Source organism: Maribacter sp. (assembly GCF_049667165.1).
Taxonomy (GTDB): Bacteria; Bacteroidota; Bacteroidia; order Flavobacteriales; family Flavobacteriaceae; genus Maribacter_A.
The window spans coordinates 1-13,826 of the sequence record NZ_JBATHS010000148.1 but is presented as its reverse complement, the minus strand read 5'-3'; the positions used below and the strand labels follow the sequence as shown (position 1 = coordinate 13,826).

Annotated in this window: 13 protein-coding genes and 1 pseudogene; 8 read left to right on the top strand and 6 right to left on the bottom strand. The window is 44.7% G+C overall.

The features are described 5' to 3' along the window. Positions 1-1,030 (top strand): annotated as a pseudogene (locus WBM98_RS07660) (glycosyl hydrolase); the annotation flags it as partial. Positions 1,031-1,042: 12 nt separating this feature from the next. On the opposite strand, the gene WBM98_RS07655 reads toward WBM98_RS07660, so the two are convergent. Then, positions 1,043-1,609 (bottom strand): peptidylprolyl isomerase, encoded by a 567-nt coding sequence (locus tag WBM98_RS07655; RefSeq protein WP_424365434.1) that lies wholly within the window; start codon positions 1,607-1,609, stop codon positions 1,043-1,045. Positions 1,610-2,341: 732 nt separating this feature from the next. Beyond that, positions 2,342-2,632: a hypothetical protein gene (locus tag WBM98_RS07650; protein WP_424365433.1), complete on the bottom strand. Its 291-nt coding sequence runs from the start codon at positions 2,630-2,632 to the stop codon at positions 2,342-2,344. Between the two features lie 198 nt (positions 2,633-2,830). On the opposite strand from WBM98_RS07650, the gene WBM98_RS07645 reads away from it, so the two are divergent. Both WBM98_RS07645 and WBM98_RS07640 read left to right on the top strand, forming a co-directional pair. Then, entirely contained in the window at positions 2,831-3,814 is a 984-nt protein-coding gene (locus tag WBM98_RS07645) for a ThuA domain-containing protein (protein WP_424365432.1), read from the top strand. A gap of 1 nt (position 3,815) precedes the next feature. After that, entirely contained in the window at positions 3,816-4,217 is a 402-nt protein-coding gene (locus tag WBM98_RS07640; RefSeq protein WP_424365431.1) for a DUF2721 domain-containing protein, read from the top strand. Positions 4,218-4,566: 349 nt separating this feature from the next. Here the strand turns inward: WBM98_RS07640 and WBM98_RS07635 are convergent, their stop codons facing one another. Continuing rightward, positions 4,567-5,538: a succinylglutamate desuccinylase/aspartoacylase family protein gene (locus tag WBM98_RS07635; RefSeq protein WP_424365430.1), complete on the bottom strand. Its 972-nt coding sequence runs from the start codon at positions 5,536-5,538 to the stop codon at positions 4,567-4,569. Then, the gene (locus WBM98_RS07630; protein ID WP_424365429.1) at positions 5,516-6,406 is read right to left on the bottom strand and encodes a RimK family alpha-L-glutamate ligase; all 891 of its coding nucleotides are present in this window, start codon (positions 6,404-6,406) and stop codon (positions 5,516-5,518) included. Before WBM98_RS07630 ends, WBM98_RS07635 begins: the two co-directional genes overlap by 23 nt. A 379-nt stretch (positions 6,407-6,785) precedes the next feature. Here WBM98_RS07630 and WBM98_RS07625 point away from each other — a divergent pair, with 379 nt between their 5' ends. The 5 genes from WBM98_RS07625 to WBM98_RS07605 all read left to right on the top strand — a co-directional run bounded on the left by WBM98_RS07625 (position 6,786) and on the right by WBM98_RS07605 (position 11,967). Next, on the top strand, positions 6,786-7,463 hold the full coding sequence (locus tag WBM98_RS07625; RefSeq protein ID WP_424365428.1) for a succinate dehydrogenase cytochrome b subunit: 678 nt from the start codon (positions 6,786-6,788) through the stop codon (positions 7,461-7,463). A gap of 11 nt (positions 7,464-7,474) precedes the next feature. Further along, complete coding sequence (locus WBM98_RS07620; RefSeq protein ID WP_424365427.1) at positions 7,475-9,475, top strand: fumarate reductase/succinate dehydrogenase flavoprotein subunit; 2,001 nt, start codon at positions 7,475-7,477, stop codon at positions 9,473-9,475. Between the two features lie 7 nt (positions 9,476-9,482). Further along, positions 9,483-10,232, top strand: a complete 750-nt coding sequence (locus WBM98_RS07615; RefSeq protein ID WP_424365426.1) for a succinate dehydrogenase/fumarate reductase iron-sulfur subunit — start codon at positions 9,483-9,485, stop codon at positions 10,230-10,232. 64 nt (positions 10,233-10,296) lie between these two features. Further along, entirely contained in the window at positions 10,297-10,764 is a 468-nt protein-coding gene (locus WBM98_RS07610) for a very short patch repair endonuclease (RefSeq protein ID WP_424365425.1), read from the top strand. Positions 10,765-10,812: 48 nt separating this feature from the next. Next, the gene (locus tag WBM98_RS07605; protein WP_424365424.1) at positions 10,813-11,967 is read left to right on the top strand and encodes a methionine aminotransferase; all 1,155 of its coding nucleotides are present in this window, start codon (positions 10,813-10,815) and stop codon (positions 11,965-11,967) included. On the opposite strand, the gene WBM98_RS07600 is transcribed toward WBM98_RS07605, so the two are convergent. Next, positions 11,964-13,118: a serine hydrolase domain-containing protein gene (locus WBM98_RS07600; RefSeq protein ID WP_424365423.1), complete on the bottom strand. Its 1,155-nt coding sequence runs from the start codon at positions 13,116-13,118 to the stop codon at positions 11,964-11,966. The genes WBM98_RS07605 and WBM98_RS07600 overlap by 4 nt on opposite strands. Before the next feature lie 11 nt (positions 13,119-13,129). Next, the gene (locus WBM98_RS07595; RefSeq protein WP_424365422.1) at positions 13,130-13,735 is read right to left on the bottom strand and encodes a GNAT family N-acetyltransferase; all 606 of its coding nucleotides are present in this window, start codon (positions 13,733-13,735) and stop codon (positions 13,130-13,132) included. Between the last annotated feature and the right edge of the window lie 91 nt (positions 13,736-13,826).

The following is a 13,826-nucleotide window of genomic DNA, read 5'->3' as shown; positions in this document are numbered from 1 at the left end:
TTTGGTCGTGGGTACCTACGGAAGGGGGTATTACATTCTGGATGATATTTCCCCCTTGCGGGAATTCGATCTCGATGCCAAGGACAAAAAAGCGCATCTGTTCAGCCTTCGCCCCGCCTACCGTTTTCATGACAAGCAAAGCATCAAGACCGATGGGCCCAGTAACAATTCAGGACGAAATCCGGCCTATGGGGCGGGGATCAACTACTATTTAAAAGATAGCACCGATCAAAAGGTGGAAATAGAAATCTTGGATGCCAATAATGAAATCATCCGGACCTTAAAAGGCGAAAACGAAAAGGGAGTACACCGCACCCAATGGGACCTGCGGTACGAACCTACCTATAAACCCCGATTACAGTCCACCCCTCCCGGAAGGCCCTGGGTACAGCTCAATGGGGAAGGTTGGCGCCCTCTCGTCACCTGGGATCTGGACCTATGGCGGGGGCAATTCGGGCCCCGGGTCGTTCCCGATACCTATAAAGTAAAACTCCGTATCGGGGAGGAAGAATATGTGCGTGAGGTGGAGGTATTGAAAGATCCTTCCTCAGAGGGTTCCTTGGAAGACCTCAAAGAGCAAGTGGCCTTTTCGTTGGAATTGCGGGATGCCATGAACCTTGCCGTGACCATGATCAATGATATTGAAGCCCTGCGGGCCGAGTTGAACGACATTATTCCCAGCCTGAAGCGGGAAAACGACAAACAACAGGCGAATGCGTTACGTACCAAAGCCCAAAACATAGCCGGGGCCTTGTATGACATCCATTTGACGGGGGCACGGGAAGATGCTTTTAGGGCTCCTATGAAACTGTATGGGCGGCTGAGTGCCTTGGCCAGTGATATCGGTGCCAATGGGGTGGATTTTAGACCCACCGACCAACAGCGGGAGGTGCAGGCCATTTTCAATACCCGCTTGGAAAATGCCAATGAGCGCTTTGAAAAATTTATGAAGGTGGAAGTAAAACGATTGAACGCCCAATTGAAAAATAGTAAGATCCAAATCCAGACGGATAAAAAAATCAAATCGTAACTAAAGAAAAAGCTATTTAATTACGGCATATTCCTGTAGTTCGGTGGCGTTCATACGAATGATATTGACATCCATAGGGATGGGCGTCAAGGGTGCATCAATAGAATCCCTCGGACTGTTCACGATGGCATCGACGACCTCCATACCCCTGATGACCTTGCCAAAAATGGTATAGTCGCCATCCAGTCGATGGACGCCCTCTTTGTTCTGCACAATATAAAATTGGCAGCGGGCCGAGAGCTTCTCCGGGTTGTTATCCCTACCGGCGCCTACGGCCCCGTAATCGTGTAACAAGTTCTCGTTGAACTCCGGTTTCAATAAATATTCGGGATCGGTAAATCCTTCCGGGGTATCGGGGCACCCGCCTTGGGCCACAAAATCGGGGATGACCCTATTGAACGTCAAGGAATCCCAATAGCCTTCCTTGGCCAATTGCAGAAAACTTTGTTTATGGTTCGGGGTTTCGTCATACAGCCAGATCAGGACCTCCCCTTGGGGTGTTTTTATCTGGGCGACTTCATAGTTCTGCGTTGCGCATGTGGAGAGCATGAACAAGAGGGGAAAAAACAATTTATACATGGTCTGGGATGTTTGTGCTAAGATAAAGAAAAGAGAACTTTTAAGAAGCCATCGTCTTCGCGAGGTTAGAAGCCTACCCGCCTAGTGCAGGCGATCAATGTCATTAAGTTAATACGGTCATGTGCGCAAATGTCTGGTCGAGCGCAGTCGAGAACTATATACTTGATCATATAAGGAGGTCTCGACTGCGCTCGACCAGACATCGAAATCAATTAATTTAATGATATTGGGCTGACGCTAGTGAGGGCGATCTCATTATTTTTGGCATTAAAACAAAGGTGCATTCACTTTAATTTGCCTTAAGCTTTATAATTTTTCCTTTATTAGCTCCCCTCCTCAGATGAGGAGGGGAATGAATTCCGCATCAGCGGAAGAAAGGAGAGGTTGAATTTCAACCATGTGGATTACGTTCCGAGTATGGAATGGCGAAAATGTAGTTTTTACATCCCCCTAACCCTACTTAGACAAGCTCAGCACAGGCCTTCAAAGGGGGAATAATTTCTCCCTGTCATTCCTGTCTTCGTCTTCGCGAGGAACGAAGCGAACTCCTTAATGTTGGCTACAATGATTCCGAGAATCTTCATTATTTTGTTATTCCTGTGATGTTGTCATTCCTGTGAAGACAGGAATCCATAATCATCACAAAGATGGATTCCGTACCCAATACGAAATGACAAAAAAAGGGACTAAAATAAATTAGTCCCTTTTTCAAATTTAGTTGATTATGTTGTCTTATTTGGCCATGGCATTTTTAATCATCCCAATAATGGCCATTAAAACACCGCCACCAACACCACCGCTGGCAACACTGCCTATAATTCCTGCCATGTCCATGGCCCCGGCATCAGCGCCAGCACCAATACCCAACATGCCAAGCAACTGACCTCCAAGTCCCCCGCCTAAGATTCCGACGATGGAATTGCCCAGGGTGCCCAAGGACATGTTCTTTAATAGTTTTCCGGCCAAGTTGCCCCCTAGGGCCCCAGATACCAGTTGAATGATTAACGGCAAATACGCTTCCATTTGTAAGGTTTTAGTTGATTATAATCTATAAATTTAACTTATTTATTTCTATTTTATTATTTTTTTATACTATTAAATATCGATTTCATATTATTTATAGATTAACATCGATGATTTGATAATAACGGAAAATAACCTCAAAATCTTGTGAATGGTCAAACCAAACCTTACTTTTAATCGCTTAAAAAGCAGCTTATCATGTGTATAAAATACGGCATCCTATGCCTATCGGTTATTTTCACTTTCAATGCCATGGCCCAGCAAGATGCCAGCACCCCAACTACGAAATTAAAGGCACTGATCATCGATGGACAGAACAATCATGACCAATGGCCCAAGATCACTTATATGCTCAAACAGTATCTGGAAGAAACCGGACTGTTCAAGGCCGATGTAAAACGCACGGCCTATACCTGGAAAGGGGAAGCCTATCTTACCGATTTTGCGATCGAAGGGATTCCTGACACCGAAATTTTGGACAAACCCAAAGCGGATCCTTCGTATTCCCCTGATTTTTCCAACTATGATGTCGTTATATGCAATTTCGGATGGAATGCCGCCCCATGGCCCAAGGAAACCCAAAAATCCTTTGAAGCCTATATGAACAATGGGGGTGGTTTGGTCGTTTTTCATGCCGCGGACAATTCCTTTCCCGAATGGCCTGCCTATAACCTGATGATCGGTTTGGGCGGATGGGGAGACCGAAGCGAAAAAGACGGCCCTTATGTCTATTATAATGACACGGACGAGCTAATACGGGATATGACCCCTGGAAATGCTGGTGCCCACGGACCTCAGCACGAATATCAAATCCAATTACGAAATACGGAACATCCGATAACCAAGGGGATGCCCGAAAAATGGTTGCACACCAAAGACGAACTTTACCAACAATTACGGGGCCCGGCGGAAAATATGGAGGTCTTGGCAACTGCTTATGCCGCTGAGGAACAGGATGGTTCTGGCCGCCACGAACCCGCCATGATGGTCTTGCACTACGGCAAGGGTCGTATTTTTCATTCCATCTTAGGACATGCGGATTATTCGGTACAATGTGTTGGATTTATCACCACCATCCTCCGGAGTGCGGAATGGGCCGCTACCGGAAAGGTTACGATTCCCATTCCATCTGATTTTCCCACAGCAGACCAATCGAACATTCGTGATTTTAAAATAGAATAACATGCAACTGACCCTAAGCATTCCCGCCCTGCTCTTCCCTGCAATCTCCTTATCGATGTTGGCCTATAATGCCCGATATTTGGCGATTGCCGCCCTGATCCGGCAATTGCACCAAAAATTCCAGGAAACAGCCTCTCCGGCACTAGGGCTACAAGTCAAGAAATTACGCCTGCGCCTTTCGATCATCAAGAACATGCAGGCGGTGGCCATCTTGAGTTTTCTATTCGCGGTGGTCACCATGTTCCTTATTTATATAGAACTGGAATTTTGGGCGAACCTGGTTTTCGGCATTAGCCTCTTGGCCTTGATGATTTCCTTGATCCTTTCTTTGATCGAAGTGCAATTATCGACCAAGGCGCTATCCATTCAATTGGAGGATATCACACCTGACGGGCAAAAATAATCATAACCCCCTAGCAGAAAAGTGAAAAACCGGTAGTTCTCCTAAACCGACCGCTCAGTCTGTGGTACCCGTTCTGTTTTCCCATCGATAATAGGATCGAATCGATTTTCAGGCGTAAAACATCGTCTAAAGTCCTTCCAGAGTTGGGTAATTTCAGTTTTAGAATGAAAAACAGACCCATCAGTTTGTTAAACGTCTTCGCGAGGCACGAAGTTTTTTGTCTTTTCATCTTTTAGTTCCCCTCCTCAGATGGGGAGGGGAATGAATTCCGCATCAGCGGAAGAAAGGGGAGGTTGATTTTCATCCAGGTGGATTCCGCACGAAGTACGGATTAGCAAAAAGCAAATGACTAGAACGGCATGCCCACATGAAAAAGGGCTTCGCCTTGGTTGACCACCGCCTGATGATTGATGCTGAAAACAAATCCGTCAAAAGGGGCTTTTATTTTTTTGCTGCGCTTGGCATAGGTATCGGTAATGAGTCCCATTTCCTGCCCTTTTCGCACTTCACTCCCATTGGTGATCTCAGGAATGAACATGCCCGCTGTGGGGGCGCGAAGCCATTTGCGATTCGCCAAGAATACCGATTCCGTGCGTTCAACATACATCGGTTCTATTTTCGGGATCATCTTAAAATGTTTTAAAACGTTCAAAATACCCTGCATGCCCTCCAAAATCGAATACTCATCGAACCGCATGCTTTCCCCGGCCTCAAAAACCAGGGAGGGTTTACCCAATTGAAAAGCGGCCTTCCTAAATGACCCTTTTATCATACGGGAGGGGAATGAAAATGGGGCATTAAAGACCTCGGCCAATTCCTTGCTTTTGGCATCTTCCTGGGTAAAACGTATTTGGGGGAAATTATGTCGTTGGGCACCGCCTGTATGCAAATCGATGGCAACATCCATCTGATGCATAATCTCTGAAACATAGTGATATGCAATACGACTCGCCATGGAGCCCGATTTTGTCCCTGGAAAACTTCGGTTAACATCCTTTCCATCGGGTACATCCCGGGAAAAGTGGATGAATCCGAAAATGTTCAATATGGGTACCGCAATGATGGCCCCCTTTTTGATTTTGAACCTTTTTTCTTGCAACATACGGCGTACGATCTCGATCCCATTGATCTCATCGCCATGCAAACCGGCCTGAATTAAAACCGTCGGGCCCGGTTGTTTTGAATTGAATACATAGACCGGTATATCGATCAGGGTGCCGGTCGGAAGCCTGTCGATCTGGATCTTTACCAGTTTTTCTTCCCCAGGAGCCACGGTTTCCCCGCCAATCGCTATGTTTTTATTTTCCTTTTCTCGAAACATTTCTTTCAACGAACAAAATTATCTCCTTGGCAATATTCACGCCGGTAGCCGCCTCGATCCCCTGTAACCCTGGGGAAGCATTTACCTCAATGAGCAAGGGTCCCTTTTTGGAACGGATGATGTCTACCCCTGCCACGCCCAACCCTAGATATTTGGTGGCTTTCAATGCCATGTGCAGTTCTTTGGCCGTGGGCGTGATCGGTTCGGTCAATCCACCCCGATGCACGTTGGAACGGAACTCCCCAACATCACTAATGCGCTTCATACTGGCCACCACCTTGCTGCCCACCACAAAAATACGGATATCCTCCCCGTTCGATTCCTCGATGAATTTTTGAATAAGGATACTCGTATCCATCTTATAAAACGTATCGATAATCGACTTGGCCGATTTCTTGGTCTCGGCCAAAATGACACCGAGCCCCTGTGTGCCTTCCTGAAGTTTTATGATCACAGGTGGCCCTCCCAAAAGTTCGATCTGTTCGGAAATATCATCGGGATTGATCGAGAAGAGTGTTTCTGGTATGGGAATATGCTTTCGCGACAATATCTGTAGGGTGCGCACCTTGTTTCTTGCCCTGATAATGCTTAGGGAACGAGCCGTACTGAATACCCCGTTCATTTCGAACTGTTTTACGATGGCCGCACCATGCCGGGTGACCTTTGAGCCTATTCTTGGAATAATGGCATCGAAGGCATCGGTGATGTTCTCATTGAAATAATACACTTTTGGCTTGCCGGCCCCCAATTTGACGGAACATTTGGTATGATCTATCAATTCAATATAATGCCCCAAATTTTCAGCTTCTTCCGCAATACGCTTTGTGGAATACACATTCATACTTACAGAAAGCAGTCCAATATCCATGTCCTTTGATTTTGCCTAGGGTAAGATCGTTGAAAAAAAAGAAACTGCCTAATAAAAAAATGATGCCCCAAAAATACAAACACTAACATAGAAGGGGTTGGTTTATTCCTACAGACGAAACACCGCGTTACCGCGACCTTCTATTAAGCTTGCGTCTGTACTTTATGGTCGATCAATACATCAATTTACAATCAAAATTTGCGCAAATCAGGTCGATGTCCTTGTTTAAGCAATCTTTATATATCGGGCTATTTGGTCATTAAACTTTAAACAGATTATTTTTTATCCTTAAAATGAGCCTAAAAAAGTCAATTTAAGTTCTTCAAAGTTTGTTCATATTTTGCCATTGCAGTAAATTTGCACCCAAAATCAACTACCAATGAGCGGGTTCTTTAATTCTTCAATAGGTAGAAAGTATGCCATGGCTCTTTCTGCTTTTTTCCTGATTATTTTTTTAATCATTCATGTTTCAGTAAACATTACATCCGTTTTCAGTAAAGACGTTTTTAATGAGCTTTCCCATTTTATGGGTACAAATCCATTGATTCAGTTTGCGATGCAGCCGGTATTGATCTTCGGGGTGATTTTTCATTTTGTGATGGGTTTTATCCTTGAAATGAAAAATAAAAGTTCCCGTCAAGTGAAATACGCTAAGAACAATGGCGCAGCCAATTCATCCTGGATGAGTAGGAATATGCTTTTAAGTGGTGCTGTGATTTTGGCATTTCTTGTATTGCACTTCATTGATTTTTGGCTTCCTGAAATGAACGTGAAATACCTTCAAGGCGATATGTCGGGACTACTATCCGATGGGGAGGGGTACCGCTATTATGAAGAATTAGTGCATAAATTTGAAAATCCCCTGCGTGTTGGTGCCTATGTCATCGCCTTTATTTTATTGGCGCTGCATTTGTTACACGGATTCACCTCTGCGTTCCAATCCATTGGAGCGACCATGGGAAGAAGAAAAACAGTTCAAAATATTGGCAAGGCCTATTCTATATTGATTCCATTAGGATTTATTATTGTTGCCCTTTTCCATCATTTTAACCATTAATACCATTACCTATGTCTGTATTAGACTCAAAAGTGCCGAAAGGACCAATTAAGGACAAGTGGACTACTTATAAGGACAAAATAGATCTTGTAAACCCTGCCAACAAAAGACTGATCGATATTATCGTTGTGGGCACCGGTTTAGCGGGGGGTTCAGCTGCTGCTTCCTTGGCAGAGCTGGGGTACAACGTAAAGGCCTTTTGTTTTCAGGATTCACCCCGTAGAGCCCACTCCATTGCAGCACAGGGAGGGATAAACGCGGCCAAGAATTATCAAGGTGATGGGGATTCTACCTATCGTTTGTTTTATGATACCGTAAAAGGAGGGGATTATCGCTCGCGGGAAGCCAACGTATACCGCCTGGCGGAAGTATCTGTGAATATTATTGACCAATGTGTGGCCCAAGGCGTGCCCTTTGCCCGAGATTATGGCGGATTGTTGGACAACCGTTCTTTTGGGGGCGTATTGGTATCCAGAACCTTCTATGCCAAAGGCCAAACCGGACAACAATTGTTATTGGGTGCCTATTCTGCCATGAATCGTCAGATAGGGCGTGGAAAAATAAAAATGTACAATCGCCATGAAATGTTAGATGTGGTCATCGTTGATGGCAAAGCACGGGGGATCATTGCCCGTAACCTGGTTACCGGTGAGATTGAACGACATTCAGGACATGCCGTTGTCTTAGGAACCGGCGGGTACGGTAATGCATTTTATCTGTCTACCTATGCCATGGGAAGCAATGTGACAGCTGCTTGGAAAGCCCATAAAAGAGGGGCCTTCTTTGCCAACCCATGTTATACCCAAATACATCCGACCTGTATCCCAGTAAGTGGAGACCACCAGTCAAAATTAACCTTGATGTCAGAGTCTCTTCGTAATGATGGTAGAATTTGGGTTCCCAAAACTTTGGAAGATGCCAAGGCCATTCGGGAAGGAAAAATGAAACCTACCGAATTATCAGAAGAAAAGAGGGATTATTATTTGGAACGTCGTTACCCTGCTTTCGGTAACTTGGTGCCACGTGATGTAGCCTCACGGGCAGCCAAAGAACGATGTGACGCCGGACATGGGGTAAATGCCACAGGGGAAGCTGTTTATTTAGATTTTGCCGCAGCCATTCAACGGTACGGTAAGGAGCAAGCCCATGTAAAAGGATTGGATGAAAATGATGCCGCCCTTGTGACCCAATTGGGAAAAGCGATGATAAAAAGTAAATACGGCAACCTTTTCCAGATGTACGAGAAGATCGTTGATCAAAATCCTTATGAAACCCCTATGATGATCTATCCAGCGGTACATTATACCATGGGTGGTATTTGGGTCGATTATAATTTGATGACCACGGTTCCCGGTCTATATGCCATTGGGGAAGCGAATTTTTCCGATCATGGGGCGAACCGACTAGGAGCATCCGCATTGATGCAAGGTTTGGCCGATGGTTATTTTGTGTTGCCCTATACCATTGGGGATTATTTGTCCGATGATATCAGAACGGGAGCTATTCCTACGGATTCCCCAGAATTTGAAGCTTCAGAAAACTATGTTACGGAGCGTTTGGATAAATTGATCAACAACAACGGTAAATACTCTGTAGATCATTTCCACAAAAAATTGGGGCTGATCATGTGGAACAAATGCGGTATGTCCCGTAATGCCAAAGACTTAAAAGAAGCCATTACGGAAATAGCAGCCCTAAGAAAAGAATTCTGGCAGGATGTTAAGATACCTGGACGCGCCGATGAATATAATGAGGAATTGGCCAAAGCAGGTCGTGTTGCCGATTTCTTGGAATTGGGTGAATTATTCGCCAAAGATGCCTTGCACCGCGAAGAATCATGTGGTGGGCATTTCAGGGAAGAATACCAAACCGCAGAGGGCGAAGCCCAACGAAGGAAAGAATTCCAATATGTTGCTGCTTGGGAATATAAAGGGGAACCCAGTGATGCTGCCCTCCATAAAGAAGAGTTGCAGTACAATGATATAGAAGTTAAAGAAAGAAGTTATAAATAGGAAACCTATGAAGTTAACCTTAAAAATATGGCGTCAAAAAGATGCAAAAGTGAAAGGCAAAATGGTAGCCTATCATCTTAACGATGTTTCTCCAGATATGTCTTTTCTTGAAATGCTGGATGTTTTGAACCAGGATCTAATCGATAAAGATGAAGAGCCCATTGCTTTTGATCATGATTGCCGAGAGGGAATTTGTGGTATGTGCTCCATGTTTATCAACGGTCGGGCCCATGGTCCTGATAGGGAAATCACCGTATGTCAATTACATATGCGTAGTTTTAAGGATGGGGATACCATTACCATTGAACCGTGGCGCGCCAAGGCATTCCCGGTGATCAAGGATTTGATCGTGGATCGCTCTGCCTTTGATAGGATACAACAAGCCGGTGGATTTATTTCGGTAAATACCTCAGGGAACACACAGGATGCCAACAACATACCCATTTCCAAACATGCCGCCGATACGGCTATGGATGCCGCTACCTGTATTGGTTGCGGGGCTTGTGTTGCATCATGCAAAAACTCTTCGGCCATGTTGTTCGTAGGGGCCAAGGTTTCACAATATGCCCTATTACCACAAGGACAGATTGAAGCTGCTGACCGCGTGAAGAACATGGTGGCACAAATGGATTTGGAAGGTTTTGGTAACTGTACCAATACCGGGGCTTGTGAAGTGGAATGCCCTAAAGGGATTTCCTTAGAGAATATTGCCCGCATGAACCGGGAATTGGTGAAAGCCAATCTTATCAAGTTCTAATAGAGCTACTGACGATTTATAGACAATCCCATCCGGTTTCGGATGGGATTTTTTATCTTTAAGAATGGCCAAATCCTATCCTGAAAATCGCATAAAAGTCCCTCGGTTCAATGAGGAATCCGGATTTTATACCACCCCCGAAAGATCCAAGATCATGGGGAAGATCCGTGGTAAGAATACGAAACCCGAACTGGTTTTCCGAAAGGCCCTATGGGCCGCCGGTTATCGCTATCGGATCGATTCTAGGAAATTGATCGGAAGACCAGACGTTGTCTTGAACAAATACAGAACCGTTGTATTCATAGACGGTGAATTTTGGCATGGTTATAATTGGGAAGAGCGCAAACCGAAAATAAAAACCAATAGGGACTTCTGGATTGCCAAAATCGAACGGAACAGACAACGGGACGTCGAAGTAAATACGGAACTCAAAAATCTTGGCTATACCGTATTCCGTTTTTGGGAAAAAGAAATAAAAAAGGATTTGGAAGGGTGTTTGCAAAAAGTGATTACCCATTTAGGGCAACCGTAGCGTAATACCGAACTGGTTTTCTTATTTTTATGGAGTTAGAACCTATTTATGCCAAACTATCCACATACCATTAATTCCAAACTCCCCAAGGTGAAAACCACGATTTTCACTACCGTGGGCAAAATGGCAAAAAAGTACGACGCCATCAACCTATCCCAGGGTTTCCCGAATTTTGACCCTGACCCAAAGCTACTGGATTTGGTTTCCAAAGCCATGCATGAGGGCCATAATCAATATGCCCACATGGCGGGGTTGCCCAAATTAAGGGAGGTCATTGCGACCAAGATCGCGACACTACACCATCGCGAATACGATCCAGAACGTGAAATAACGGTAACCGTAGGCGCTACTGAAGCCATTTTTACAGCCATCACGGCCTTTGTTGCCAAAGGGGATGAAGTCATCGTCTTTAAACCTGCATATGATTGTTATGAACCCGCCGTCGAAGTGAATGGGGGTATTCCCATCTATATACAACTAGAGGGGGATTTTAAGGTGGATTGGTCCGCTTTTAGGGAAAAGCTTACCCCAAAGACCAAAATGGTGATTATCAACACCCCCCATAATCCCAGTGGCACGATACTATCCAAGGAAGATATGCTTGAGCTTCAAAAAAGCCTCGTTGGCACAAACATCATCGTTATAAGCGATGAGGTCTATGAGCATATTGTTTTTGATGGTCGTATCCATGAAAGTGCCTCCCGATTTGATGATTTGGCCTCCCGAAGTTTTGTTTGCTCCTCCTTTGGTAAGACATTCCATGTGACCGGTTGGAAGGTCGGCTACTGTGCCGCACCGGCCGAATTGATGCATGAATTTCGGAAAACCCATCAGTTCAATGTGTTCTCTGTTGATCACCCTGTGCAACATGCTTTGGCCACCTATCTTCAAGAACCTCAACATTACTTAGGACTGAATGATTTTTATCAAGAGAAGCGCGATTTCTTTCTCAATGCCCTCAAAGGGTCGCGGTTTACCGTGGTGCCCTCCCAAGGCACCTATTTTCAGTTGCTCGGATATGCCCCTATTACGGAGGAAGGCGATGTTGATTTTGCCAAAAGATTGATTGTGGAACATCAACTGGCAAGTATTCCCATATCCGTTTTCAATGTAGCGGATTTGGATAACAAGGTATTGCGATTTTGCTTTGCCAAAACCCGGGAAACGCTGGAAAAGGCCACAGAAATTCTACGGAACCTCTAAGGTAGGGAAGCGTTCACCAAGGTCATGAATTCCCCAATTTTGTCGGGTTCTAACCAGCGGGTAACCACGACCAACCCATTTTCCTGGTCTATGACGATGAAATTACCCCCAAATCCTGCTGCGTAATACAGGTTTTCCGACAACCCTTCCCAATGACGGGGTCCTTTTTTGTTCAACCACCACATATACCCATAATTAACATTCGGTTTTGAAGGTGCAATCGCCTTTTTAATCCATGATTCACTGATCAGCTGTGCTGACTTCCATTTTCCCTTGTTCAAAAACAAAAGTCCAAAACGGGCCATATCCTCGGTATTGATAAAAAGTCCGGCTCCTGAATGTCCTCCTCCTGTGACCGACTTCATTCGAAAGCCATCTATTTCCGTCCAGGCGTGCTTATACCCATGCCACCGCCAGGTGGTTGAGGCCCCGATTTTGTCCATGATGTTTTCTTTGAGCACCATGGGCAGTGGCTTCCGCCATACATGGGTAAGGGCATATGCCAAGACATTTACCCGAACATCATTATATTCCATTACGGTTCCCGGTTCATTCAGGGTTCGGAACTTCCAATCGTCGACCCCTCCTTCTTGAGGGGGTCTATCGGCCCAATCCTTACCTCCCCAAAGTTCGCCCGACCAGTCGGAGTTCTGTTGTAATAGATGCTCCCAAGTTATTTTTGCATTGTGCTCGCCCTCAAAAGTGCCGTCCCAAATAGATTGCCCCACCTTCTCGTTGGTATCGGTGATAAGGCCAGTGTCTACAGCCAATCCCGCAACGGTGGAAAGGAAACTCTTGGTGACACTAAAGGTCATGTCGACCCGTTTGGTGTCCCCCCATGTGGCGACAACATAGCCGTTCTTAAGAATCATTCCGGCCGGTCCTCCCCGTTTTTTGGTCGGACCCAAAATTTCATGAAAAGGCTCCCTTTCGAACCCCTTTAAAATGGCAATCCTCAAATCCCGGTCGCCTGAATATTCATTGTTCTTTGCGAAATCAAGAGCTTCGCTGAGTTTGTCCGCATTAATGTTGAAATCATTGGAAGGTTTTTCCGCCCATTCGGCATTTCGCTCCGGGAAGTAAAAATTATCTTGTGCAACTAAGGAACAGGAACCCAAAAGGATTAAAAAAAGTAGCTTTATTGTACGCATTTAAAATGGATTTAATCGTTGTTGAAGTTAATCAAATCAAATCGCATTAGCCAATCCATTTGTTTGTCTTTTCCGATATAATAGGGGTGCGTTCCGAATTTATAAAATCCGTTTTCTTCGTAGAATTTAATCGCTTTTATGTTGTGTTCCCAAACCCCCAACCAGAGAAACGTCTTGGCCATTTTGGCTGTTCTACCTTTTATTTCTTGCAAAATGCATTTGCCAAGGCCTTTGCCTTGAAAATCGGTAAGCACATAGATACGTTCCAACTCCATCGAATCCTCCCCTTTCAAGTCAGTCTGGGCTCCATTTTCGTTCAACTTGAAGTAGGCCACAAGTTCATTTTTTTGATATACAAAATAAAATGAAGTGTTGGGATCATTCAATTCATCGGTTAGTTTATCCCTATGAAACGCAAAATCGATATAGGTTTTAAAATCTTCTGGGTTATTATCAGCCTCAAAGGCAGCGCAAAAAGTAGTTCTGGATATTTGGACCAGTTGATCCAAATCATCCTGGGCGCATTTTTTGTAAAAGAGATGCATTTGGTTTTTGATAGACCATGAAAATAGCAAAAAAAAGAGCCACGTTGTGGGCGTGGCTCTTATGCATATCATTTTTGAAATGATTATAGCATAAACAACTTTTTGATCAATAAAACTACTCCGTGATAAAAATCGTTTTTATACACTAAGATTTCATCTTTCA